The organism is Methylobacillus arboreus, from assembly GCF_020532725.1.
Taxonomy (GTDB): Bacteria; Pseudomonadota; Gammaproteobacteria; order Burkholderiales; family Methylophilaceae; genus Methylobacillus; species Methylobacillus arboreus.
Window position 1 is genome coordinate 591,840 of sequence record NZ_JAJAVC010000011.1, and the last position, 23,633, is coordinate 615,472.

Consider the following 23,633-nt stretch of genomic DNA (forward strand, 5'->3'; position numbering starts at 1 on the left):
ATGCAGATCACGAACACAATCAGGATTGCTTTTTTCGCGTTGGCCATGGCGGCTAATGCCAGTATTGTCATGGCTGCCGCAGGCAAAGTGGAGTTTGTCTATGGCGTGGCAAGCATTGTGGATCAATCAGGCAATACGCGCGATGCCAGCAAGGGCAGCGAGTTCGATGCCGGAGAAACCTTGCAGACTGCCGATGGCCGCATGCAGGTCAAGTTTATCGATGGTGGTTATATCTCCCTGCAACCCAATACCAGCTTCAAGGTGGAGGAGTATCACTATAGCGGTCAGGAAGATGGCAGCGAGCGTGGCATTTTTCGCCTGATTAAGGGAGGCTTGCGTGCCATTACCGGCGTGATTGGTCATGCCAACAAGCCGAATTACCGTATGGACACGCCAGTTGCCACAATCGGCATACGTGGCACGGAGTTTTCCGCCTTGCTGGACGACACCCAGAAACTGTTGGTCAAGGTGGGCGATGGGGCCGTGTTCATGGAGAACAACCTGGGAAATCTTGTGCTATACAAGGGCCAGTCTGGCGAAGTGCTCAATGCGACTAGCCGCCCAGGTTATTCTGAAGTGATGCCGGTATTGGTTGCGGCAGGCCCGCAACAGGGAACACTTCAGGATACCCTTGAGGAAAAACATGCCGCTGATACCAGCGATAAAGGCTTTGCCAATGCCGATATCCGGAGCGATCAAGGGGTGCCTTGCGCTTTGGCCGATTGCCTTGCTTTAAATGAGCCTGAATTGCCTGATGAGTCATCACCTCCCCCGTTGCCAGGAGGGGGTAATAATGATTCCATTGCCTCACAGATTATTGCGGCTAATGCCGGAAATATGACAGGCTCCTGGAGCGGTAGCAGCGAGGTCAATGGGCGCTTTTTTGGAATTTCAATACCGCTGACGGCGGTAGGTGCATTGACGGTAAATTTCAGCAATTATCAGGCTGGTTTCAATGTAGGCTTGAATGGGCTGGATGGATTGGTGAGCCTCAGTACCGCACGAGAAGCTGCCGGTACATTACAGGCTGACGGCAGCTTTATTTTCAGCGATGGTCGCATGAGTGGTAGCGGATGCACGATCAACTGTACCTTGACAGTAAATTGGGGGCAATTGAGTGGTAGTGCCCTTGAGAATGCCAGTATCAACTTTTCTGTAAGTGACCTTCTCAATTTGATCGCTGTTAATCGGCAGACCCTGGAGTTACAGGGTCGACTTACTGAGCCGCAGTCTCAGTAGTTTCTAAACCATACAGACGGTAAAATAAGCATCTTTTGATGCTTCTTGGTGTACTGTCACGGGGCATTTCTCTGCATGATTCATCATAAACAGGCATTGCATTGACCGGACTATTCGAACCCGTTGCGCCCCAGGCCCCATTGGCAGAACGCCTGCGTCCCAAGTCTCTTGAGCAGGTGGTGGGGCAATCGCACCTGCTGGGAGAAGGTAAGCCGTTACGTCTGGCATTTACCTCGGGCAAGCTGCCTTCCATGATTCTCTGGGGGCCGCCCGGTGTGGGCAAGACTACGCTTGCCAGGTTGATCGCCAATACTGCGGATGCCGAGTTTATCCCGCTTTCAGCCGTGTTGGCAGGCATCAAGGATATCCGCGAGGCGGTGGAGCGCGCCGAGCATATCTTGCAGCAATCCGGCCGCCGCACCATCCTGTTTGTCGACGAAGTGCATCGCTTCAACAAGGGCCAGCAGGATGCATTCCTGCCGTTTGTGGAAAGCGGTCTTATCACCTTCATCGGCGCTACTACGGAAAACCCGTCATTTGAGGTTAACAGCGCATTATTGAGCCGGGCGCAGGTGTTTGTGCTCAATGCCTTGTCCGAGGATGAGCTGAAACAGTTGCTGGACAGGGCCCAGCAGGAAATGGCGCCCCAAATCAGCCTGGTTGCCGAGGTGGTGGAGCAGGTGCTGGGATATGCCGACGGCGATGCCAGGCGCTTGCTCAACTTTGTCGAAGGTTTGCTGAATGCCGCCATTGCGGCAGGCGTGGCAGAGATTGATGCCGATTTCCTGCAATCGACCATGGCAAGCAAGCTGCGCCGTTTCGACAAGGACGGCGAGGCGTTTTATGACCAGATTTCTGCCTTGCACAAGTCCGTACGGGGCTCTAATCCGGATGCAGCATTGTACTGGTTCCTGCGCATGATTGATGGCGGTGCCGACCCACTTTACCTGGGGCGGCGCATTGTGCGCATGGCGGTGGAAGACATCGGCATTGCCGATCCGCGCGCGCAGACCATGGCGCTTGAAGCTTGCCAGATTTATGAGCGGCTAGGCTCGCCCGAGGGCGAGCTGGCGCTGTCCAATGCCGTGATCTATCTGGCTGTTGCCGCCAAGAGCAATGCGGCCTATATGGCTTACAACCAGGCCAAGGCTTTTGTCGCCAGTGATAAATCCCGCCCTGTTCCCTTGCATTTGCGCAATGCGCCGACCAAGCTCATGAAGGCGCTGGATTACGGCAAGGAATACCGTTACGCGCACAATGAGCCGGGCGCCTATGCCGCAGGCGAGCAGTATTTCCCCGATGACCTTGAGGCAATTCAGTTTTATGTGCCCACGCCGCGTGGGCTTGAAGGTAAAATCAGCGAAAAAATGGCGCATCTGCGCGCGCTTGACGATGAGGCGCGCAGCAAGAAGCGTAAGAAATAAATCCAATATATTCACTATTAACGTGCATTTGCACATGTAATCAAACCAGGAATTTCCATGTTAGACATCCAGCAGTTACGCAACGACCTCGACACTGTGGTTGCACGCCTTGCCAGCCGCGGCTTTGCTTTTGATACCAATGCATTTGCAGCACTGGAAAGCGAGCGCAAGAGCGTGCAAACCCGTACCCAGGACCTTCAGGCCAAGCGTAATGCCACTTCCAAGCAGATCGGCATTGCCAAGTCCAAGGGCGAGGATGTCGCGGCCATCATGGCGGAAGTGGCTGGGCTGGGTGTGCAATTGAAGGCAGATGAGGAACGTCTGGCCGCGATTCAGGCCGAACTGCAACAGCTTTTGCTGAATGTGCCCAACCTGCCGCATGAAAGCGTCCCTGCCGGCAAGTCGGAGGAATACAATGTGGAGGTGCGCCGTGTCGGCACACCGCGTAGTTTCGATTTCGAGATCAAGGACCATACTGACATCGGCATGCCGTTGGGCCTGGATTTTGACACCGGCGCCAAATTGGCAGGCGCACGTTTCACCCTGATGCGCGGCCGGATTGCCCGTCTGCACCGCGCCCTGGCGCAGTTCATGCTGGATACACAGACCGAGCAGCATGGTTATACCGAATGCTATACGCCTTACATTGTGAATGCCGACACCCTGCGTGGCACCGGTCAGCTGCCCAAGTTCGAGGCTGACTTGTTTGCCGCACAGAAGGGAGGGCAGGAAGGTGATAGTAATGAGGCGCTGTACCTGATCCCGACTTCTGAAGTGACGCTGACTAATACCGTGCGTGATGAGATCGTGGCACTGGACGCCTTGCCAATCAAGCTGACCGCCCATACGCCTTGCTTCCGTTCCGAAGCAGGTTCTTACGGCCGCGATACGCGCGGCATGATACGCCAGCATCAGTTCGACAAGGTGGAAATGGTGCAGATCACGCATCCCGAGCGTAGCTACGAAGCGCTGGAGGAAATGGTGGGACATGCCGAACATGTGTTGCAGGCGTTGGGCCTGCCATACCGTGTCGTGTCGCTCTGTACCGGGGATATGGGCTTTGGTGCTGCCAAGACTTATGACCTGGAAGTATGGCTGCCTGCACAGAATACTTATCGCGAGATTTCTTCGGTTTCCAATTGTGAGGCTTTCCAGGCCCGTCGCTTGCAAGCCCGCTTCCGCAATGAAAACGGCAAGCCGGAACTCGTGCACACTCTCAACGGTTCCGGCCTGGCTGTGGGGCGTACCCTGGTGGCGGTGCTGGAAAACAACCAGCAGACCGATGGCAGCGTGATTGTGCCTGAAGTGTTGCGGCCTTATATGGGTGGCCTGGAAGTGATCGGCGCCAAGTAATCTTAGTGTGCTGCCGCGAGCATGCTCAGCTTGCGGCAGATCAATGTTCTTCCTTTTCCTGATTCAGGGTCTCGATCAGGGCGATCTGCATGCGGTAATGCAGGAGCACGAACCAACGCCACAGCAGCGTGACCAGGCCTGCGACAATCAATAACACTACAATCCAGACATCCAGCGGCGGCATGATGCGGTGACTCAATGCCAGGATCAGCAAGGTCATGCCAACGGCTGCCAGCACATTGACGGCCTTGGCGATAAAACGCTGCACCCGGCTACAATCGCTGCCAGTCATTCCCTGTGTGCTGTGATCTGCGAGTAACAATCCCAGTGATTGCAGTTTCCTGAATGCTGCGATCAGGAACGGTGCTGCCAGCAACAGCGCTATTCCCCAGGTTGCCGCCTGTTGCCACATGATGTCCCGCATGGGGGATGGCAGGTTCACCAGATAAACATTCACCAGCCATACCGCACCGAGAAACAGGGCGCTGACCATGCATAGGTTAACGAATACCTGTAGCAGCAGCTTGCGGTAAATGCCTGCGAGGATGGCGCCATCGCTATCTGGCGCATGATTGTTGGAGCCCAGCCAGTCGCTATAAAGCCGGAAGAATTGCGATATCTTGGCCGGCATGTTGCGCGCCAGGGTGCTCGAAAGCGGGTCGGCTGCCTTGATGAGATAAGGGGTTGTCAGCGTGGTAATGACGGAAGCCGCTACCGCAATCGGGTAAAGGAAAGAGCTGGTCACGCCAAGCGTCAGGCCAAGTGAGGCGATGATGAAGGAAAACTCACCAATCTGCGACAAGCCCATGCCCACGCGCAATGATGTGCGGCCGTCATTGCCGGCGGCCATTGCGCCTAGGGTGCAGGCAAAAATCTTGCCGAAGATGATGACCAGGATCACCACAATCACCGGTTTTGCATATTCCACGATAATGACAGGGTCCAGCATCAGGCCGATGGCAACAAAGAAGATGGCGCTGAACATATCGCGGATGGGCATGATCAGCCGTTCTATCGCACGGATACGGCGCGATTCCGCCATGATGGCCCCTATCATGAAAGCGCCGAGAGCAATGCTGTAATCCAGCTTGATCACCAGCAGGCAGAAGCCGAAACAGAGGCCGAGGATGGTGATCAGCAGCATTTCATCGCGCTTGAAGCTGGCAACATATTCCAGCAACTTGGGTACGAGGATGATGCCAAGCACCAGCGCTACCACCATGAATAGCGTGAGGTTGGAAATGGTGATTGCGGCATCCATTGTGGAAACCTGACCGGTCGCGGCGATGCCGGACAAAAGCGCGATGATGCCAATACCAAGGATATCCTCAACTATCAGCACGCCAAAAATCATTTGCGCAAAGCGCTCGTGCTTCATGTTGAGTTCATCGAGCGCCTTGACGATGATAGTGGTGGATGAAATCGCCAGCATGGCCCCGAGAAAGATCGAATCCATGGGTTTCCAGCCGAAGTAACTGCCGATTTCATAACCCAGCCAGATCATGACGACAATTTCGACCAGCGCGGCCACCACGGCAGTGGCCCCCACTGCCCGCAGCTTGCGCAGGCTGAATTCCAGCCCCAGCGAGAACATCAGGAAGACAATCCCCAGCTCTGCCAGGATCTCTATGGTGTGATTGTCGTGCACCATGGAAAATGGTGGCGTGTGTGGGCCCAGGATCAGGCCGGCAAGAATATAACCCAGCACCACCGGCTGCTTCATGCGGTGGAAAATGATGGTGACCATGCCTGCCACCAGCATGATGACAGCCAAGTCCTGTATGAAGGCAGCGGCGTGCATGAATCGTGAGTGCTTTCTTTATTTTACGAAGCCTGGGCTTAGGCTTCTATTTTATAACGATACCGGCTGTGTCAAGCGCAGGACAAAGATTGATTTTGCTGTTTATTCCTGGCTAGGCGTGTTGCCAAAACCGCTCAGGCCAGCTACCTCAAAACTCGGGAATATCGGAGTATGCCGAGGTTCTCGCCGCGCCAGGATCTTGTGATAGGTACGTACCGACTCGACAAACACGACTGGAGCACCACCGCGCGCGTAGCCATATTTGAGCGTTGAATAATGCTCTTCCTTGCTGAGTAGGGGCAAGGCTTTTTTCACATCCACCCATCTGTCAGGGTTGAGCTTGAGCCGTTTTGCCAAGATGCGCGCATCCTGCAGGTGCGCATAACCGATGTTGTAGGCGGCAAGTGCCATCCAGGTTCGATCTGGCTCATTCACAGTTTCCGGAATCAGGTCCTTGAGCATAAGCACATATCGTGCCCCGGCAATAATACTTTGGCGTGCATCCAGCCGGTCAGTGACCCCAAGGCGGTCCGCTGTCTCCTCAGTCAGCATCATCATGCCGCGCACATTGGTGGGCGAAGTATTGAACCTGTCCCAATGGGACTCCTGGTAGGCTATGGCGGCGACCAGGCGCCAGTCTAGCCCGGTAAGCTCCTGCGCTTCGTGGAAAAAGCGCCTGTATTGGGGTAGCAATGTTTCCGAGCGCTGCATGAAGGTGGTGACATCCACCGGTTTCAGACGGTCTGCATGCCCATAATAACGGTCAATCAGATTGTGCAATGTGCCATCCTGGCTAATGCGGGCAAAGAAGGCGTTGGCTTTGTCATAAAGCCATTTGTCGCTTGTTTTTGGAAACGCCCAGGCCACTTGCTCCGGTTTGCCCAGCGGCATGCTTGCACCAAGGTTGGGATAGTAGTTCTGCACCAGTGCAATCAAATGTCCGTCAGCGACAGTGAAATCCAGTTCACCTTCGGCAACTTCTGCCATCAGCTCATCTGAGTTTGCCTGCGATGTTTCCGTCCAATGGAGCTGCGGTTCCTTTTCTTTAAGGCGCTGCAAACGCTCCGAGTAGCTTGTACCCATCGATACTGTAATCTGCTTGCCTAATAAATCCTGGATATTGCCAGGCGCCTTCATCAACTCGGTATTGAAGACAATTTGCTGCTGCACGTTTTGATAGGGCCGGGTAAACCTGACCAGGTGCTCGCGCGTATGCGTAATGCTGAGGTCGGCAGCGGCAAAATGCGCCTTGTGCTTGAGTAACGTGGGGATAACCTGGGAAATATTGTGCACCACCAGGAATTTGACGCTATATTCAGGGCCGAGCTCACGGACGAAATTACGCACCAGGTCATGCTCAAGCCCGGCATATTGGTTATTGCCACTATAGTAATAAGTGCTGGGCCCATTGTGGGTGACCACAATGATTTCCTTGGTATGGCGCGGGTCCGCCAGGGGTTTTGGCGGCTCCTTACAGCCCATCAGCAACAGCGCTAGTAAAAAGATAACCAGTGAACGCATCCGGTCAAGTTTCCTAAAGATTGTTGTCTTTGTCCAGCCTGAGTATGGTTTAGTTCGCCATGGTTGATTAAAAACAATCACATAGTGGAATGGTCGGGCAGGGTGTTTTCTGCTTGAGTAGGGATTTTGATAGCGAACGTTGCAAATGAAAAAGGCTGTGGTTTTCACCACAGCCTTGAAAAAAACAGAATTAATCTACTAATTAAGCAAATTTGCTCGCGTTCTTGCGGCTACGGCTACGTGCAGCAAAACCAACTAGGCCAAGACCGAGTGCCAGCATGCCATAGGTAGAAGGCTCAGGAATGGCTGCGGTGAAAGTCAGGTTGCCGCCGTAAGATGCCTTCGCATCAGAAGTGGTTGCAAGACCAGCAATACCACTAATTGTCAGAGTGTAGTCACCTGCTGTCAGGTTGGTCGCTGAGAATGTCCATGTATTGGTGGTGCTTGATCCGCCTGCAAAGTTATAGACCAAGGATGTTTCAACGCTGGAACCACCTGAAAGAATTGCACTGGTGATATCAAAACCTGAAAAAGTGATTGCGCCAATTGTCAGGTAAGTGGAACTAGCCGAACCTGAAATATCGGTAGGCTCAGCAAGTGTGAATGTGAAAACATCAGTGTAAGAACCACTTGCAGCGAAGTTGTTGCCAAAATAGGCTTCACCGTCAGTGATGGTGAATGTGGGAGCAGCGAATGCGCTAGTTGCAACCAGCGATGTCAAACCAAAAGCCAGTGCAACAGCGCTTTTCTTGAATGTAGTAGCTAACATGATAAACCCCTAAAAAGTAGAACGTGGATATGGAAGGTCAAGCTTTTATTGAATTTATTGTTAGCCTGTGAGAAGCATAGTCCTCCATCCATCAGTACCACTCAATAGGGCAAACGTACTAAATAGTCCTATTGGACTATAGCTCCTGGGAGCTATAGAGATATCGAGACCCCGTTTTACTAAAAAATGACGCTAGGCTATAATCCGCCCTCCCGGAGAGGTGGCAGAGCTGGTTGAATGTACCTGACTCGAAATCAGGCATACGTGAAAGCGTATCGAGGGTTCGAATCCCTCCCTCTCCGCCATATGGCTGTGTTTCAGCGTTTCGGCAAAAATACATCTGATTTAATCGGGTATTTTTCTGTCTCAACCACGTCTATCTTCCGCCCGTTGGTCTTAAATTCTCCAAGGTTGCTGACTAGTCATGCAGACAATAAGGCTTTTTTTGCCGGTAAGCATGTCATAATGCAGGATCAATAGCTTGTTGATCTTAAATATAAATATTTTATAGACTCTTCCTAGCCTAACTCTTCTATTAATTTTTTGAGTCTTCAAGAGTTCGACATGTCAGCCTAACCACAAGGAGGAGACTGAATTTGTGAAAGCGCCACTCACGAGTAATTATGCAGACTGAGCCGGATGAGCATGCCTTGCGCCTCAGCGAGAAGCGCTTTCAACAAATGTTCGATTCTATCGACCAGGGCTTGTGCATCATTCAAATGGTATACGATGCCCAGGATCAGCCGGTCGACTACATTTTCCTCCATACCAACTCCGCCTTTGCCAGCCAGACTGGATTGATCGACGCTGTCGGCAAGCGCATGCGCGATCTAGCGCCTGATCATGAGCAGTTCTGGTTCGATATCTATGGCCGTATAGATCGTAGTGGCGTGCCTGAGCGTTTTGAGCACAAGGCTGCGTCCCTGAATCGTTTTTACGAAGTCTATGCATTCCGGATCGACGAACCGGATAAACACACGGTGGGCATCCTGTTCAAGGATATCTCGTCGCGCGTCGAGGCGGATCAGGCATTGATCCGGGCTAATAAGGCAAAGGATGATTTTCTCGCTGTCGTATCCCATGAGCTACGCAATCCCTTGAACTTGATCCAGTTGAATGCAGAACTTCTTGCCCGGATTCCGCAAGCAGGCACGCAGCCGATCATTCGCCGCACCGCGGAAACGCTCAGCCATACTGTGAAAGGCCTGACTAAGGTGGTGGATGACTTGCTCGATATGTCGCGCATCAATACAGGCAAGCTGGCGCTGCAGAGCACGACATACGACCTCGGGGAATCGCTCCAGGCGCTTATAGAATCCATACAGCAGGAGGCGCAAAGCAATTCGATACATATTTCCGCAGATCTGCAATCCGGTATCAACATCCATGCCGATCCTACACGCATTGAGCAAGTCATCTGGAATCTGCTGTCCAATGCGCTGAAGTTCACGCCTGCCGGCGGGTACATCCAGGTTTCGCTGGTGAAACATAACGACAAGGCGGTTATTGAAGTTGCCGACTCGGGACAGGGTATTCCGCCTGAGGTTCTGCCCAAGGTATTCGACATGTTCGTCCAGGAGGATTCCTCCCCATCAAGGCTCAAAGGCGGGCTCGGCATTGGGCTGGCACTGGTTAAGGAAATTGTGGAACTGCACAAGGGACAGGTCGAGGTTTTCTCCCAAGGCAAGGGTGCAGGTGCGACTTTCCGGGTCTATTTGCCGGTTAGCGATCCTGTTCTCAAGGAGGTTGCCGACACAAAACCAGGGGAGGGCAGGCCTATCCGTATATTGCTGGTAGAAGACAATCAATCCTCTGCCGAGCTGCTCGCGCAGTTGTTGACACTGGAAGGGTATGCGGTTGACCTTGCATTAGAGGGACAAGCGGGACTGACGAAAGCGACCAATGCCAAGAACGACTATGACTTGATCCTCTCCGATATCGATATGCCTGGCATGGATGGTTTTCAACTGGCTACGCAGTTACGGTTGCATGACAACACGGTGACAATTCCGATTATCGCCGTGACAGGAATCGCAAATGAAAACAATCTGGAGAAAATATTGGCAGCGGGCTTTAGCGCAGTTGTTCCCAAGCCCCTCACACTGGAGGCGATCAACGCAGCGGTGGGAAAACAGCTGCTTGCCCATTGAGCTAGAGCCTAACTCTGCTCCGAAGATTTTGTTGATCTATGCATTCCAGCATCGTTGTCATGCAACGGTTTGCTTCGGTTTGTGCCATAGCACCAACATACCACTCGCACAAATAATTGCGATCCCGCTAAATCCATAAATATCCGGCATATGTCCGAAAACCACGTAGCCGATCAGGCCCGCGAATATCAGTTGCCCGTAAGTGAAAGGGGCCAGTGTCGATGGGTTTGCGTGATGGTATGCCTCTGTCATTAACAGGTGGCTCAACAAGGCGGAAATACCCAGCCCCAATAGCAGCACTGAATGGTATGCGCTTGGACTTTGCCAGAAGAAGGGGGCAATGCCGCCAAGTACGGCACTGCCGATCAATCCGCTCAGTAGGTTGGTTGTCGCCGAGCTATCTGTTGCGTTGAGCTTGCGGGTGATGAGTTGGTAGAGGCTGAAGGTGAATGCAGCGCCGACTGCCAGGAGGCTGACCGGTGTGAAAAGTGCGCCGCCAGGTCTCAGGATGACCAGTACGCCGATAAAGCCCAGTAAAACGGCAGCCCATTGTAATGACGTTATCCGCTCACCCAGCAATGGCCCTGAAAGTGCAGTCACGATCAGGGGCGTCAGGTAAACAATTGCGGTGCCTTCCGCCAGTGGAATGTAGCGCAATGCGGAAATGAAGAGCATGTTGGTTCCCACCATGCATAGGCCCCGCAGCAATTGCAAACCCGGATTGCGTGTCTTGAAAATGGATAGGCCTGAGCGCGGTAGCAATACTGCCAGCATGAGGCCGCTATGAATGACATAACGTACCCAGATGACCATGACGACCGCATAGAAGCCAGCCAGGTATTTGGAAAGGGCGTCACTTCCTGCAAAGAGAAAAATGGCACCACACATGTAAAAAATGCCTTGAAGAAGTTGATTCCTGGAGTGGTGGCTCATGCTAAGAAAGCGGGGCTGGCAGAATGGGGTACTGATAGCGAGAGTGAATTGGTAGGCAGTGTACCATGCCACCAGGTGGCTTAATTAGAGACAATGTTTGCCACATGAAAAAGCTCTGAGTGTTTTGTACCGCTAATCGCCAGGCCAAACGTGCCGGATAGCGGGGCATGCTTGCCTGTTCTTTGAAATGGAAGCGGCATTCAACAGGTATGACGGCTGTAATTGCACGCAGGCTGAACGCGTATAATGCAGGATTTTTCGATCAAGCTCTCAGAGCCTGTTCACGATCTTTTCATAGGAAACGTTGTCCCGGCAGGGTAGTCGAAGCAAGGCGCAAACCGCAGACGTGCTTATTGCCCGGCGAGGATTTGCAACGCAGCAGCGGCTGCACTGCCGGGGCAACCCGAAGGGCATGGCTTCAAAACGCGCCCGCTCTGCGTTGTAGTCCTTGGCAAGGCAATCAGCATTACCTGCGGACTGCGCCTTGACCGGACGCGTTTTGCAGCCATGCGTATCCTATGAAAAGATCGTGAACAGGCTCTTACGGGCAGTCATGGGTAGTGGCATGCATTGTGGAATAGATTACGGCACATCCAATTCGTCGCTTGGCGTAGTAAAGGATGGGAAAGTTGTGCAGGCCAAGCTTGAACAGGAGAGTGTTTATCTTCCTTCTGCAATTTATCGCGCGTTCCCCGAGCATGAACTCAATGATGATATCGAGTCGCGCACCATACGCCAGCAATTGGGCAATGCCCAAGGGATGTTGTATGGCACTGAAGCCATAGAGGCGTATATCCGCAATCCTGGTGAAGGTTTGTTCATGAAGTCTCCCAAGGTGTTCCTGGGCAGCGATTTGAACAAGGATCAACTGGATTTCTTCCAGGTGGTGATTGCCAAGATGATGCTGCATATTCTTGAGCAGGCAAGAGCATTTTATGGACATGACTTGACCCAGGCTGTCGTCGGCAGGCCAATTCGCTACCATGGTATTCGCGGTGAGCAGGGTGATAAGCAGGCCTTGGCAATTATGCAGCATGCGGCGGCGGAGGCAGGGCTTGATGAAATAGTCTTCATGTATGAACCATTGGCGGCGGCACTGGATTATGAGCAGGGCCTTAGCGGCGATGAGGTGCTGTTGGTGGTGGATGTGGGTGGCGGCACGACAGATTGCTCGGTGGTGAAGGTGGGGCCGTCTTATCGCCAGAAGCGTGAGCGTAGCGATGACCTGCTGGCTTATGCTGGCAACCGCATTGGTGGCGTGGACCTGGATATCAACCTGGGCTGGCATAGCATCATGCCTCTGTTTGGACGCGGCACGGATGCATTGCACAACAAGGCATTTGATGCGATTGCCGTGAACAGCATTCCCAGCCAGCAGGCATTTTATTCCCGCTTCGAGATGCCGGTGCATGGCAAGGCCGATGCGGTGCGCGAGCGGCTTTACAAGGTTTGGCTGGATAAGCTCAGCAGCCATTTGGTCCGTAGTGCCGAACTGGCAAAAATTGCATTGTCGGATGCCGAGCGGCACGAGTTCGGGCTGGATTACGTCGAACAGGATTTGCAAGTGCAGGTGAGACGCGAGGATTTCCGGGAGGCTATTGAGCGGTCCACAGAGAAGATTCGGCAGGTGATTGATGATGCACGCCAGGCGAGCACATCAACGATCGACAAAATCTACCTGACTGGCGGCTCTGCCGTCTCTCCCGTGATTCAGCAGGTGATCCGCAATGTGGTGGGCGATGCAGTGCCATTTGTTTCCGGCAATATGCATGGCAGTGTTGCCTGTGGGCTCAGTGTGTTTGCCAGCCGGCATTTTTCTGGGTAGTTGGCTTGCTGTCGTTCCGTCGAATAATATAGAGTATCAATATGTAATGTGATGAGTTGCCTGTCTATCATGTCATCAAGATGGGTATCAGGGGAGTAACCCATTCTGGCGTTTAAGTACCAGTTAGAAGCATTGTCGAAGAAGTGATTGAAGGTTTGCAGGGTGCTGCATTTCAATACTTCATAACAATTACACTTGACGAAAGTGCTTATGGGAAAGAAAAAACATGGCTGGTCGCTGACACTGGGCGTGTTCATCTTGGGAATGGTCATTACGGCAATTATTGCCCGGGCCCAGTTTTACAATAGCGCCTTGCAGTCACGTCAGTTTGAGCTGGTGAAAACTGCCAGCCAGGAGCTGCACCATTCCATCCAGTCCGAGATACAGCATGCAGTAGATTTTGTACAGGCCACGGGTTGGTTGTTTAATGCCAGTCAAACCGTTAGCCGTGCCGAGTTTACCGAATTTGCCACCCATGCAATCAATCAAAGTGCCTTGCTGAGAGAGTTGCAATGGCGTCCCAGGGTCAAGTCCGCAGATATACCAGCGTTGGTTGAAGCCGCCACCCGTGATGGCCTGACTGGCTTTCGCCTGCTTGAGCAGGATGAAAGCAGTGGCGCATTTGTCCCGGCTCGCTCGCGTGCTGAATATTTCCCCATCTTTTACAGTGAAATGTCCCATGAGGAGGCCGCTAACCCTTCCCTGCTTGGTGTGGATACCCTAGTTGGCATGCCTGATTTCAAGGTACTTGAGCAAGGCATTGCCAGTGGTCACGGGGTCATGGTTTTCATTCTTGACGAGCGTCAGTTAGCGATCTATGTCCCGGTGTTCCAGGCAGGGCAGCGTGATATTGACCATCTTGCCGGCTATATTGCTGGCCGGTTATCCCTTCAGCAGCTATTGCACGGGCTAGCGCAGCAGGCGGAAAAGATGGATCTGGATGTGATCCTGCTGGACCAGGATCGGATGCGCCTTCCTATCTTGCAGGTGATTGGCCAGGGTAGCGATTTGCACTTGAGCGATACCCAACGCGCTTATGAGTTGGGGCTGTTTGATGTCAGCCTGCCATTTAGTTTTGCCGATTTTTCTGGAAATCTGGTGGTACACCCACGTACTGACTTGAGTTACCAGTATGCTGGTTCGGTATTGGCGATTGTGGTGGCGGGAATATTGATCTCCTTGCTATTGGCTGGATTGCTTTATCGCATGTTGGGCGAGCAGCGTGCCGTCAAGTTGTCCCAGGAGCAGTTGGATAGTCTCACCGATAATTTGCCCGTGGGCGTTTTTCAGATGCATGCCGGTAATGGAACGCCTGCCCATTTTGCCTTTGTCAACGCCAGTGCCTGCCAGCTTCTCAGCGTAACAGAGGAGATGATATTGGCAGACTGGCAGAACGCATTTCTCCATGTGGCAGAGGAAGACCGGCAGGATTTGATTGCTGCATTGCGGCAGGCCAAGGATCAAAAACGGGTATGGGAAGGGGAATTCCGCCTGCAGGTTGATGATGAGCTTCGCTGGATACATGCACGGGCAGTACCGGCACATACGATGCTGGGCGAGCTTGTATATAACGGTTTCCTGGAAGACGTGACTGAGCGCAAGCGAATAGAGAGGGAAACCAAGTCGCAGAGCCTCTTCCTGCAACAATTGATTGATACGATTCCCAGCCCGTTGTTTTTCAAGGGAAGCGATAGCCGCTTCCTTGGATGCAACCGTGCGTATGAGCGTGAGTTCGGGGTTTCACGTGATCACATAATTGGCAAGACCGTGCTGGAAATGGAATACCTGCCTTACGATGACCGCTTGGCCTACCAGGAAGAAGATGAGCATGTGATCGCGACTGGGGCAACTGTCCATAAGGCGCTTTCCCTCAGGTTTGCCGATGGCAAGTTGCACCAGGTGCTGTATTGGGTCAGCGGATTCAAGCTTCCGGACGGCTCTCCCGGCGGGCTTGTGGGTTCTATCGTGGATATTACCGCCCAGCGCGAAGCACAGCAGGCCCTGAGCCTTGCCATTGATCAGCAAAAAGCGCTGTTTGACTCTGCGCCACTTGGCATTATCGAATTGAAGAGCCGTCGTGTGATTCAGTGCAATCGCAAGTTTGAACATATGCTTGGATACGGCACAGGTGAGTTGCTGGGGCGTGCTACCAGCGAGTGGTTCTCCAGCAATGAGGATTATGAGGCGGTGGGCAAGGGGTATGAGATATTGCGCCGCGGCGAGACGTATACCGGTGAGCACCAGTTCACACGCAAGGACGGCAGCAAGTTCTGGTGCCGCATTTTCGGGCATGCCGTCGATGTGAGCCATCCGGAAAATCATAGTGTCTGGCAGTTCGAGGATGTCACCGAAAAGCGCCTGGCGGAAGAGCAGTTGCGCCTTGCACGGGATATGGCAGAGGAGGCGACACTGGCCAAGTCCATGTTCCTTGCCAATATGAGCCATGAAATCCGCACGCCGATGAACGCGGTGATCGGGCTGTCCCACTTGGCATTGAAAACCGAGCTTGATACCAGGCAGCGCGATTACGTGACCAAGATACACAGTGCGGGCATGTCGCTTTTGTCCATCATCAATGACATTCTGGACTTCAGCAAGATCGAGTCCGGGCGCATGGATCTCGAGCATGTGGAGTTCTCGCTGGACCAGGTGCTCAGCAGCGTGACCAATACGCTCGCGCATTCAGCAAGTGATGCTGGGCTGGAGCTGTTGTTCGACGTGGCGGATGACGTGCCGGGTAACCTGGTTGGCGACCCGTTACGGCTGGGGCAGATATTGCTCAACCTGGTGAGCAATGCCATCAAGTTCACTTCTGAGGGAGAAATCATCATTCGCTGCCAACTGCTGGATTCCAACGACCAGCAGATCAAGCTGCAGTTCTTTGTCATTGACTCCGGTATCGGCATGGATGAGGAAACCAGCCAGCGCCTGTTCCAGCCTTTTATGCAGGCAGATGGCTCCACAACACGCAAGTATGGTGGCACCGGCCTTGGGCTGACGATTTGCAAGCGCCTGGTGGGGATGATGCAGGGCGACATCTGGGTGACTAGCACTCCCGGACAAGGCTCGACTTTTACCTTCACAGCCTGGTTTGGCAATGGCCAGCCGGCAAGGCCTTACATCCTGACCAATGAGTTGAATGACTTGCATGTATTGATTGTCGACGACAACTTGACTGCGCGCAGCATCCTTGCCGGGCAACTGGGCTTTTTGCCATGCAAGGTCAGCCATGCCGGTTCAGGCATGGAGGCTGTGGCGACTGTGCGGGATATGCAGCATGTATTGCCGGTTGACCTAGTGCTGATGGACTGGAAAATGCCGGGCTTGAGCGGCCTGGATGCTGCCCGGCTCATCAAGCATGACATCAGCCTGGCCAAGGTGCCGGCCATCATCATGGTGACGGCCTATGGCCGCGAGGAAATCCGCAAGGAATGCGAAGACTTGAAGCTGGAAGGTTTCCTGGTCAAGCCGGTCAGCCAGTCCACCTTGATTGATACCCTGGTGGGGATTTATAGCACGCAGGTTGCGAATTGGGAGTATGTGCCGCAAGGAGCAGGTTATGACCTGACAGGAATGCGCCTGCTTGTCGTGGAAGATAATGAAATCAACCAGCAGATTGCTTCCGAGCTGCTGCAAGCGGTAGGGGCTATTGTGGACATCGCGGAGCATGGTCAGGTTGCACTGGATAAGCTCGATAAAACTGGTGCGCATTACGATGCCGTGCTGATGGATTTGCAGATGCCGGTGATGGATGGCTATGAAGCCACGCAAAAGATACGTGCTGATGTGCGGTTTGATGGCTTGCCCGTCATTGCCATGACCGCACATGCTACCGTGGAGGAACGGCAACGCTGTCTTGAGCTTGGCATGGCGGCCCATATCACCAAGCCGATCAATCCCGACATGCTGTACCAGGCCTTGGCGTGTATCTACGCCGGACATGAAGGCGCCACAGACGATACGGAACAACCAACAGGGAGATACACGAAATTGGAGATTCAAGGATTCAATGTAGCGGATGCCTTACGCAGGGTGGCGGGCAACCAGGAGCTGTATCGCCGGTTGTTGAAACAGTTCTCCCAGAGCCAGCAAGGTGTGCCGGAAGAGATTCGTACAGCGCTGCGAGCGCAGCGTAAGCCTGATGCCATCAGGCTGGCACACAATCTCAAGGGTGTGGCAGCCAACCTGGGTGCGCAAGCTCTGTCCGATGTGGCGGCGGAACTGGAACGGGTTTTGCTGGAAAACACTAATAATGAAGCTGTACTGGCGCGGCTTGAATCTGCCTTGAATGATGCGATTGCGGCCGTGGTGCCTGTGTTGAACCTCAATGGTGCTGAGCCGTCAGCGGTGAATATCAGCGAGCAAGAGGGCCAGGCGTTATTGCATCAGCTGAATCAATACCTCGAAGCCCGTGATGCGAGCGTAGAGGACTTTCTGGCCGCCGAGGCGCAGGGCTTGCGCGCATTATTGAATACCCAGCAATATGAAAAACTGGTTGAGCTTGTTGGGTTTTACCAATTCGATGCAGCTTTGCTGTTGTTGAAGCCATTGTTAGCGACGACTTCTCATTAGAAATCAGACAACATGGGGGCGAATACTGATGGACAAGATACCGGATACAAACAATAAACAGACGATCCTGGTGATTGACGACACGCCGGAAAATTTAACGGTGATCAATGCCTTGTTGCGGGAGTTTTATCAGGTCAAGGTGGCCGTCAGCGGGGTGGACGGCCTGCGTGTAGCGCAGATGGAGCCCAGGCCGGATTTGATATTGCTGGATATCATGATGCCGGATATTGATGGTTATGAAGTCTGCCGCCAGATCAAGGCTAACCCGGTGACGGAAAACATCCCGGTAATCTTCCTCACTGCCAAGATTCATATGGAAGACGAGCAGCGTGGTTTTGATGTAGGGGCCGTGGACTATATTGTCAAGCCGATTAGTCCGCCGATTGTGCTGGCCCGCATCCAAACCCATCTCTTTCTCAAGGACCAGCGCCGCTTTCTGGAATACCAGGTGGAGCAGCGCACGCGCGAGATTGCCTTGACCCAGGATGTGACGATCTTCGCATTGGCCTCGCTTGCAGAAACACGGGACAACGAGACCGGCAACCATATCCGCCGCACCCAGCACTATGTGCGCCTGCTGGCAGAAAAGCTGCGCAGCCATCCCAAGTTTTCTTCCATGCTGACGCCGCCTGTGATTGATATGATTTACAAGTCGGCACCATTGCATGACCTGGGCAAAGTGGGGATTCCCGATCATATTCTGCTTAAACCCGGTCCACTTACTGTAGAAGAATATGAAGTGATGAAAACGCATGCCAGGCTGGGGGCCAACGCCCTGATTGATGCGGAAAAACTGATCGGGCGCAAAAACAATTTTCTGCAATGCGCGCGCGAGATTGCCATGTGGCATCACGAGCATTGGGATGGCTCGGGGTATCCTGATGGCTTGAGTGGTAACAAGATTCCCTTGGCCGCCAGGTTGATGGCGATTGCCGATGTGTATGATGCCCTGATCAGCGAGCGCGTCTATAAACAGGCAATTGAACACGATTTGGCCGTGGAGATTATTCTTTCCGGGCGCGGCACGCATTTCGACCCGGATATGGTGGATGCGTTTGCTGCAATCTCAGATCAGTTCCAGCAGATTGCGCAGCAGTACCGTGACCGTCATATCCCTGGTGCCCAGGTGAAATAAACCATGGCGTTCCTTTAAAGTGAGTTCAACGGTTAAAAATTAAACGTTCGCACTTACGAAATAAGCCGATGGCTCGACTGCAATCGCGATTTTTCCCTGGAGACCGTTGTTGGGGCTCTCCAGCCGGGCATGGGCGAGCGCAAGGTCGGCAAGCGAATAGACCGCGCCAACGTGCGGGCGCAACTGACCGCGCTCTACCAATGCGCTCAGCTCATCGAGCTTGCCGCGGTTCTGCCTGGTGAAAACAAAGTGATAACTGGCGTTCTTACCCCAGGCCTGCACGAGGTTTTGTGGCTGGGCAATGTCCACAATCGAGACCACGCGGCCAAGTTGTGCGAGCGCGTCGGGGCTACGCGACAATGTGTTGCCGCCGATGGTGTCGAACACCACATCGACGCCGTGGCCACCGGTTTCCCGCAGGATGGCGTCGACGTAATCCTCCTTCTCGTAGTCGATGAGCACATCGGCACCCATGCTGCGTGCGAACTCAAAGTTGGCTTCGCGCACGGTCGTGAAGACCCGCGCTCCAATGGCTTTTGCCACCTGGATCGCGACATGACCTACGCCTCCCGCGCCGCCGTGGATCAGAATGCTTTCCCCCACTCTGAGCGCCGCTCGCACGGTCAGTGCTTCCCACACCGTCCCGCCAACCAGGGTCAGACTTGCCGCCTCAAGATGGCTCAGTGATGGCGGCTTCTTCCCGATAATGCTTTCGGTCGCAACGTGGTACTCGGCATAACTTCCTGGCCCGTCGAATATTTGCGGGGTGTACCAGACTTCGTCTCCCGGAGCGAAGGTCGTCACACCCGGCCCAACTTCTTCGACAACGCCCGATACGTCGTGTCCGGTAATGGCCGGCAGTGGCACCAGGTCGGCATAGTCGCCACGTCGAACCTGATAATCCAAGGGGTTGATGGAGGTTGCGTGTACCCGCACCAGGACTTGTCCCGCACCCGGCACTGGTTTGGGCACGTCGCGCAACTCGAACGATTCCGGCCCGCCAAATGATTTAAGTACTATCGCTTTCATTTCAATCCTCGTTTCTATAAAAAGGAATATCTGGAATTTTCGATATATAGTGCTAAAAAATTACAGCTCTTTCCCTATGATTTCGGCAAGAGCGCTGATGGTTGCTTCGTTCCGCTTGTAGTAGGTCCACTGACCGATGCGCCTGACTTCGACCAAGCCCGCTCGCTGCAGCGTTGCAAGATAATCAGACACCGTTGACTGCGACAGTCCGACGCCTTCTTGAATACTGCTGACGCAGACGCCCACCGTAAGAACGTCACCTTCATCCTGCGGAGGGAAATTTTTCGCGGGATCCTTCAAACCTTTCAGGATTTCAAGGCGGGTACGGTTTGACAGGGCTTTGAATATTTCGAGCAAATCCATGACCTGATTATATCGATATTTACCGATATGTCAATACAAAAGCCAGCCGCTGTTGAGTCAGCCCGGTGCTGGAGCCAACCCTGGCAATCTGATGCCGAAGGCCTGCCTAGCCGAAAGGCAGCCCATGCTGCCGCCCAATCTCCCAGGACACGCCACCGCCGCGCATTGTGGCAGCGACCTGTTGCCCCAACCGTTGCTCAATCACGGGCTTCCACGGCACCAGGCTGAACCCCATGCCTTCGTCCAGCATGGCGTAGCGTCCACTGGTCAGTATGATGCTTCGCCGGTAGATCCCGGACACAGACCGCGTTTTCTGTTCGCCTTCGGCGTGCAGGCTTGCAGCACCATGAGTTGCCAGCGCACGGTGCCGTAGTCGTTCGATTCTCAGCGGATGCGGTAGAAGATTGCCGTGGGCAGGAACACCGCGCAGCGCCGCCAGCGATCGAGCTGGACGGTGCGCGCCGGGTGGCCGAAGCGCAGGTAACGAGCTGTGGCGTAGTCCAGCGAAGTTCGGTGCTGGAGTCATGCTGAAATAAAAAAGGATTGCGAGGACAATCCTTTGTTTGCGATCCTTTTTTATTGACGTGAGGCAGGCCGTGTTATTCGACGCCCTGGCTGGCAAGGTAGTCTTCGTAATTGCCGCTGAAGTCCACGATGCCGTCTGTCTTGATTTCAATAATGCGCGTTGCCAGCGAACTGACGAATTCACGGTCATGGCTGACAAAGAACAGGGTGCCCTTATATTTATCCAGCGCAGTATTCAGCGCTTCAATGGATTCCATATCCATGTGGTTGGTCGGTTCATCCATCAGCAGCACATTGGTGCGCGCCAGCATCAGCTTGCCGTAGAGCATGCGGCCTTTCTCGCCGCCGGATAATACCTTCACGGATTTCTTGGTATCTTCGCCGGAAAACAGCAACCGTCCCAGCATGCTGCGTACCGATTGGTCGTCGTCGCCTTGCTGGGTAAATTGCGACATCCAGTCGAACAGGTTGAGGTCTTCCTCAAACTCGTATTCGTGATCCTGCGCGAAATAACCTAGCTTGGCTTTGTCGGTCCACTTGATTTCACCATGCTGTGGTGTCAGGTCGCCTGCCAGGCAGCGCAGGAAGGTGGTTTTACCGATACCGTTTTCCCCGATAATGGCCACTTTTTCACCCGCCTCAAAGATCAATTCCACATCCTTGAACAAGGGTCGGTCAAAGCCGTGGCTGACTTTCTTCAGTTCAACGGCGTTGCGGTGCAGCTTGTCGCGCTCGTCATATTCAAAGCGGATGAATGGATACTGACGGCTGGAGGGCTTGAATTCCTCAATCTTGATCTTGTCGATCTGCTTGGCGCGGCTGGTGGCCTGCTTGGCCTTGGAGGCGTTGGCAGAGAAGCGGCGTACGAACTCTTGCAGGTCGGCGATCTGCTGCTTGGCCTTGGCATTGTCCTTAGCTTGTTGCGCGCGTGCCTGGGCGGAGGCTTCCATGTAGTCGTCGTAATTGCCCGGATACACGGTCAGCTTGTTGTAGTCCATGTCGGCCGTATGTGTACAGACCTGGTTCAGGAAGTGCCGGTCATGCGAAATGATGATCATGGTGCAATCGCGGTTGTTCAGCACATCTTCCAGCCAGCGGATGGTATTGATGTCCAAGTTGTTGGTCGGCTCATCCAGCAGCAGTATGTCGGGATTGGCAAACAGCGCCTGTACCAGCAGCACGCGCAGTTTCCAGCCCGGCGCAACGGCGCTCATGGGGCCGGTGTGCTGCTCAATGGGAATACCCACGCCCAGCAGCAACTCGCCTGCGCGGGCTTCCGCGGTATAACCGTCATATTCCGCATACACGCCTTCCAACTCGGCGGCGCGCATATAGTCGTCCTCTGTGGCTTCCGGGTTCATGTAGATGGCGTTTTTCTCTACATTGGCTTTCCACATTTCCTCATGGCCCATCATGACGACATCAATGACGCGCTGGTCTTCGTAGGCAAACTGGTCCTGGCGCAGGAAGGCCATGCGTTCATTGCTGTCCAGCGAGATATTGCCGGATGTCGGCTCCAGCACGCCGGCCAGGATTTTCATGTAGGTTGATTTGCCACAGCCGTTGGCGCCAATCAGGCCGTAACGGTTGCCTTCACCAAACTTGACCGATACATTCTCAAATAACGGCTTGGCGCCAAACTGCATAGTGATGTTGTTGCTGATTAACACGGTGTTTTCCTAAAAATCCTAAAATAATCTTGGTGTAATTGCCGGGTGTTACTTGAATCTGTTGCGGATAACCACTTCGTCCAGTGACAGCTGGCCGCCACGTGGCCGAGCAGGCTGGATACCCTTGCCGATCGCAACGAACATCACTGGCGTATGGTCAGCAGGCAGGTTGAGCAGCTTGGCAACTGCATCAAAATCAAAACCGTCCATGGGACAGGAGTCGTAGCCCAGTTCCTGGGCTGCCAGCATCAGCGTCGTGGCAGCCATGCCGCAGGAGCGCATGCCTTCGTCACGTTGTACCTGCGCTTTGTCACGGTAGTAGCCATCAATTGCATTGACCAGGTAATCCTGCACGGGTTGCTCTGCATTGCGCCAGTAGCGGCGTGGCTCTTTCTCCCAGGCATTGAGGTCAGCGGTCAGCACCACCAGCAGCGAGGCATCCGTTACCTGTGCCTGGTTCCAGCTTGCAGCACGCACCTGCTGGCGCAGTTCCGAATCCTGCACCAATACAAAGCGCCAGTGCTGGATATTGAATGCCGTGGGGGAGAGCACAGCCAGCGACATCAGTTTTTCAATGTCGGCCTCCGGCATGGCATGGCTGGCATCAAATGCCTTGACCGAGCGGCGGCCTTCAATGGCTTCAGTAACATTCATACTACAGAATTCCTCAATAGTGGATAGCAATAATTTCCAGGTCCAGGTCGCCGGCTGGGCGATGCCATGTGACGCTGTCGCCGATTTTCTGGCCGATCAATGCCTGCGCCAACGGAGAAGTCCAGCTTACCTGGTTGAGGGCGATGTCAGCTTCGTCCTCACCTACGATCATGAAGGTATGCTGGCTGCCATTCTCGTCTTCCACTTCTACAGTGGCGCCGAACAATACTGTATCTGCAGGCTGGGCAGCAGGGTCAACCAGTATTGCGGAGTCCAGCTTCGCCTGCAGATAGCGCAGGTCGCGGTCTATAATGGCGAGCCGCTGCTGGGCGACGGGGTCTTCCTTGCGCTGGGCGAGTGGCAGCCGCTCTTGTTCAAGCTGGCTCGCCTGCCGTTGCAGCTGCTGGAGGCCAGATGGGGTGACATAATTGGCATGCGCACTGATCGGGCGTTCCGGCAGGTCAGTACCGGCATGCTCCAGGTCATCCTCTTTGACAAATCCGCGGCTCATTGGGCTGAAAATGCAATGTTTTCAATAAAACCTTGAATTGTATCCTATTATGCTGCTGTAGTCCCCAGCGGACAGAAAGAGCTATATGGCGGCAGGTATGCCTATTGGACAGGGTGCTTTTAGAATTGAAATTGCTCGAGAATTGGAGCGTATGGTTTT

At 53.7% G+C, this 23,633-nt stretch carries 18 protein-coding genes and 1 tRNA gene; 9 read left to right on the forward strand and 10 right to left on the reverse strand.

The genetic code is table 11. The features are described 5' to 3' along the window. From LG198_RS13800 to serS, 3 genes are all read left to right on the forward strand, one after another. Complete coding sequence (locus LG198_RS13800; RefSeq protein ID WP_230343757.1) at nucleotides 1-1,239, forward strand: FecR family protein; 1,239 nt, start codon at nucleotides 1-3, stop codon at nucleotides 1,237-1,239. A 101-nt stretch (nucleotides 1,240-1,340) separates the two neighbouring features. After that, nucleotides 1,341-2,663, forward strand: coding sequence for a replication-associated recombination protein A (locus LG198_RS13805; RefSeq protein WP_230343758.1), 1,323 nt, complete (start codon nucleotides 1,341-1,343; stop codon nucleotides 2,661-2,663). A 57-nt stretch (nucleotides 2,664-2,720) separates the two neighbouring features. Further along, a complete protein-coding gene (gene serS / locus LG198_RS13810) occupies nucleotides 2,721-4,016 on the forward strand; it encodes a serine--tRNA ligase (RefSeq protein WP_230343759.1) in 1,296 nt (431 codons plus the stop codon). Between the two features lie 40 nt (nucleotides 4,017-4,056). On the opposite strand, the gene LG198_RS13815 is transcribed toward serS, so the two are convergent. The 3 genes from LG198_RS13815 to LG198_RS13825 all read right to left on the reverse strand — a co-directional run bounded on the left by LG198_RS13815 (nucleotide 4,057) and on the right by LG198_RS13825 (nucleotide 8,107). Beyond that, nucleotides 4,057-5,817, reverse strand: coding sequence for a cation:proton antiporter (locus LG198_RS13815; protein ID WP_230343760.1), 1,761 nt, complete (start codon nucleotides 5,815-5,817; stop codon nucleotides 4,057-4,059). Nucleotides 5,818-5,919: 102 nt separating this feature from the next. Next, complete coding sequence (gene mltF / locus LG198_RS13820) at nucleotides 5,920-7,338, reverse strand: membrane-bound lytic murein transglycosylase MltF (protein ID WP_230343761.1); 1,419 nt, start codon at nucleotides 7,336-7,338, stop codon at nucleotides 5,920-5,922. 202 nt (nucleotides 7,339-7,540) lie between these two features. Further along, on the reverse strand, nucleotides 7,541-8,107 hold the full coding sequence (locus LG198_RS13825) for an FxDxF family PEP-CTERM protein (protein WP_230343762.1): 567 nt from the start codon (nucleotides 8,105-8,107) through the stop codon (nucleotides 7,541-7,543). Between the two features lie 214 nt (nucleotides 8,108-8,321). Here LG198_RS13825 and LG198_RS13830 point away from each other — a divergent pair. Together LG198_RS13830 and LG198_RS13835 are read left to right on the forward strand one after the other, a co-directional pair. Further along, nucleotides 8,322-8,412 (forward strand) — tRNA-Ser (locus LG198_RS13830). Nucleotides 8,413-8,730: 318 nt separating this feature from the next. Next, nucleotides 8,731-10,257, forward strand: a complete 1,527-nt coding sequence (locus tag LG198_RS13835) for a hybrid sensor histidine kinase/response regulator (protein ID WP_230343763.1) — start codon at nucleotides 8,731-8,733, stop codon at nucleotides 10,255-10,257. Between the two features lie 57 nt (nucleotides 10,258-10,314). Here the strand turns inward: LG198_RS13835 and LG198_RS13840 are convergent, their stop codons facing one another. Further along, on the reverse strand, nucleotides 10,315-11,190 hold the full coding sequence (locus LG198_RS13840) for a DMT family transporter (protein ID WP_268866874.1): 876 nt from the start codon (nucleotides 11,188-11,190) through the stop codon (nucleotides 10,315-10,317). 529 nt (nucleotides 11,191-11,719) lie between these two features. On the opposite strand from LG198_RS13840, the gene yegD reads away from it, so the two are divergent. The 3 genes from yegD (at nucleotide 11,720) to LG198_RS13855 (ending at nucleotide 18,722) form a co-directional block, all read left to right on the forward strand. Next, entirely contained in the window at nucleotides 11,720-13,015 is a 1,296-nt protein-coding gene (gene yegD, locus LG198_RS13845; protein ID WP_230343765.1) for a molecular chaperone, read from the forward strand. A gap of 210 nt (nucleotides 13,016-13,225) precedes the next feature. After that, complete coding sequence (locus LG198_RS13850; RefSeq protein WP_230343766.1) at nucleotides 13,226-17,587, forward strand: response regulator; 4,362 nt, start codon at nucleotides 13,226-13,228, stop codon at nucleotides 17,585-17,587. Between the two features lie 28 nt (nucleotides 17,588-17,615). After that, nucleotides 17,616-18,722: a response regulator gene (locus LG198_RS13855; RefSeq protein ID WP_230343767.1), complete on the forward strand. Its 1,107-nt coding sequence runs from the start codon at nucleotides 17,616-17,618 to the stop codon at nucleotides 18,720-18,722. Between the two features lie 39 nt (nucleotides 18,723-18,761). Here LG198_RS13855 and LG198_RS13860 read toward each other — a convergent pair whose 3' ends face one another. The 3 genes from LG198_RS13860 to LG198_RS13870 form a co-directional block, all read right to left on the reverse strand. Next, nucleotides 18,762-19,751 carry a zinc-dependent alcohol dehydrogenase family protein gene (locus LG198_RS13860; RefSeq protein ID WP_230343768.1) on the reverse strand — a complete coding sequence of 330 codons (990 nt, stop codon included), beginning with the start codon at nucleotides 19,749-19,751 and terminating at the stop codon, nucleotides 18,762-18,764. A gap of 60 nt (nucleotides 19,752-19,811) precedes the next feature. Next, nucleotides 19,812-20,114, reverse strand: a complete 303-nt coding sequence (locus LG198_RS13865) for an ArsR/SmtB family transcription factor (protein WP_230343769.1) — start codon at nucleotides 20,112-20,114, stop codon at nucleotides 19,812-19,814. Between the two features lie 106 nt (nucleotides 20,115-20,220). Further along, nucleotides 20,221-20,544 carry a DUF3363 domain-containing protein gene (locus LG198_RS13870; protein WP_456085634.1) on the reverse strand — a complete coding sequence of 108 codons (324 nt, stop codon included), beginning with the start codon at nucleotides 20,542-20,544 and terminating at the stop codon, nucleotides 20,221-20,223. Between LG198_RS13870 and LG198_RS14450 the strand changes: the two genes are divergently transcribed. After that, nucleotides 20,451-20,645 carry a hypothetical protein gene (locus LG198_RS14450; protein ID WP_456085635.1) on the forward strand — a complete coding sequence of 65 codons (195 nt, stop codon included), beginning with the start codon at nucleotides 20,451-20,453 and terminating at the stop codon, nucleotides 20,643-20,645. The genes LG198_RS13870 and LG198_RS14450 overlap by 94 nt on opposite strands. A 68-nt stretch (nucleotides 20,646-20,713) precedes the next feature. On the opposite strand, the gene LG198_RS13880 is transcribed toward LG198_RS14450, so the two are convergent. Genes LG198_RS13880 through LG198_RS13890 form a run of 3 tightly spaced genes read right to left on the reverse strand, consistent with a single transcriptional unit; the run spans nucleotide 20,714 to nucleotide 23,474 of the window. Beyond that, nucleotides 20,714-22,309 carry an ABC-F family ATPase gene (locus tag LG198_RS13880; protein WP_230343770.1) on the reverse strand — a complete coding sequence of 532 codons (1,596 nt, stop codon included), beginning with the start codon at nucleotides 22,307-22,309 and terminating at the stop codon, nucleotides 20,714-20,716. Between the two features lie 48 nt (nucleotides 22,310-22,357). Further along, nucleotides 22,358-22,963 carry a nitroreductase family protein gene (locus LG198_RS13885; RefSeq protein WP_230343771.1) on the reverse strand — a complete coding sequence of 202 codons (606 nt, stop codon included), beginning with the start codon at nucleotides 22,961-22,963 and terminating at the stop codon, nucleotides 22,358-22,360. A 13-nt stretch (nucleotides 22,964-22,976) separates the two neighbouring features. Beyond that, nucleotides 22,977-23,474, reverse strand: a complete 498-nt coding sequence (locus LG198_RS13890; protein WP_230343772.1) for a GreA/GreB family elongation factor — start codon at nucleotides 23,472-23,474, stop codon at nucleotides 22,977-22,979. Nucleotides 23,475-23,633: the final 159 nt, after the last annotated feature.